At 65.1% G+C, this 2,266-nt stretch carries 1 protein-coding gene; it reads right to left on the minus strand.

Annotated features, from left to right (window positions below; genetic code table 11):
* The coding region (locus EN914_RS32710; RefSeq protein WP_164779086.1) for a ribonuclease E/G at nucleotides 1–2,266 on the minus strand (2,266 nt) is incomplete at both ends.

Below are 2,266 nucleotides of genomic sequence, written 5' to 3' on the forward strand. Positions count from 1 at the left end.
TCGACCGGTGCTTCCGCCTCGGCAGCCGGCTCTTCGGCGACGATTTCGGCTGCGGCCTTCTTCGGCTTGGCGGCACGGCGTGGCTTCTTCGGCTTCTCCGTGCTCGGCGCGTCGTCATTGGCCGGAGCAAGCACCACCGGCTCTTCGGCCGCTGCGGTAACCACCGGCTCGCTAGCGATCACCTCGGTTGCCGAGACTTCGCCTTCGGACGCGTCGGCTGCTTCGCCAGCACTTGCCTCAGCCTCGCCTTCACCGTCTTCGCGGCGGTTGCGCTTGCCGCCGCGCTTGCCGCGCCGGCGCTTCTTGCCCTGGCCTTCGTCCGAAGCTTCAGCTGTGGCAGGAGTTTCGGAAACACCAACAGGGGCATTGTCGTCCGCTTCCGCGTCGCCATCTCCGGCGGCCGAGTCCGAGTCCGAAAACTCGCCGGCCGGAGCCGAGACGGAAGCACCGTCCGCAGGGGCGCCATGTTCGCGATCGCGATCCTTGCCGCCACGCCGACGCCGACGCTTGCGGCGCTTGCGGTCGCGGCCTTCGCCTTCCTCACCACCGGCAGCGGGCCGCGGCTGCTGTTGCTGCGGCTGCTGGCGTGGCTGTTCTGCCTGGATCGGCGCCTCGTCGTCTTCCTCGATGACGGCAATCTCATCCTCGGGCTCGTCCGGCTCGACATAGGCCGGGAAGCTGCGCGCCTCGACAAAGCCTTCCGGCTTTTCAGCCAACGCGCCGCGGAAGATCGCATAGTGCTGCGAACCCACCGAATCGTCGGCCTCGACGGTGATCGTCAGCCCGAAGCGGCTTTCGAGCTCCACCAGCGTGCCGCGCTTGTGGTTGAGCACGTAGAGTGCTGTCGCCGCCGGCGTCCGCACCGTGATGTGGCTGCGCGAATCCTTGAGCAGGAATTCCTCGATCGCCCGCACCACCATCAGCGCGACCGACGAATCGGAGCGCACATGGCCGGTGCCGCCGCAATGCGGGCAAGGCTTCATGGTCGATTCCAGCACGCTGGCGCGGATGCGCTGGCGTGACATCTCCATCAGGCCGAAATGCGAGATACGGCCGACCTGGATGCGCGCACGATCGTTCTTGAGGTGATCCTTCAGCCGCTTCTCGACGGAGCGGTTGTTGCGGTTCTCCTCCATGTCGATGAAGTCGATGACGATCAGGCCGGCAAGATCGCGCAGCCTGAGCTGACGCGCGACTTCCTCGGCCGCTTCCAGATTGGTGTGGAGCGCGGTGTCCTCGATCGAGTGCTCCTTGGTGGAGCGGCCCGAATTCACGTCGATGGCAACCAGCGCTTCGGTCTGGTTGATGATGATGTAGCCGCCGCTCTTCAGCGTCACTTGCGGCTGCAGCATGCGGTCGAGCTGTGCCTCGATGCCGTTGCGCACGAAGATCGGCGTCGTGTCGCGGAACGGCTGAACCACCTTGGCGTGGCTCGGCATCAGCATGCGCATGAAGTCCTTGGCCTCGCGGTAGCCTTCCTCGCCGGAGACAAGAATCTCGTCGATATCCTTGTTGTAGAGGTCGCGCACCGAGCGCTTGATCAGGCTGCCTTCCTCGTAGACCAGGGCAGGGGCCGTGGACTGCAAGGTGAGATTGCGGACATTTTCCCAAAGCCGCATCAGATATTCGTAGTCGCGCTTGATCTCTGCCTTGGTGCGGCTCTCGCCGGCGGTGCGCAGGATGACGCCCATGCCCTGCGGCACTTCGAGATCGGCGACGACCTCCTTGAGCCGCTTGCGGTCGACCGCGCTGGTGATCTTGCGCGAAATGCCGCCGCCACGCGCCGTGTTCGGCATCAGCACCGAATAGCGGCCGGCCAGCGACAGATAGGTGGTCAGCGCCGCGCCCTTGTTGCCGCGCTCTTCCTTGACGACCTGCACCAGGAGGATCTGCCGGCGCTTGATCACTTCCTGGATCTTGTACTGGCGGCGCACCGGCTTGCGGCGGTTGCGCACTTCTTCCAGCGCATCCTCGGCGCCGACCGATTCGACCTCGTGATCGTCCGGATGCGAGGACTGCACTTCTTCCAGCATGCCGCGATCTTTGTCGCCGGAGGTCGCTTCGCTGCCTTGTTCGGCCAGCGGGACGGCTTCGGAAATCACATCGGCCTCGACCGAGGCGGCGATCGACGTCGGGCCGCCTTCGCGGATTTCGCCTTCGTCCTGCTCGGCCGAATCCTCGCCATGCTCGGACGCATCGGCATGTTCGGACGAATCAGCCGCATGTTCGATGATCTCGGACGTGTGCGAGATGTCCTCGACACCAG

The organism is Mesorhizobium sp. M7A.F.Ca.CA.001.08.2.1, from assembly GCF_003998455.1.
In the GTDB taxonomy this organism is placed as follows: Bacteria; Pseudomonadota; Alphaproteobacteria; order Rhizobiales; family Rhizobiaceae; genus Mesorhizobium; species Mesorhizobium ciceri.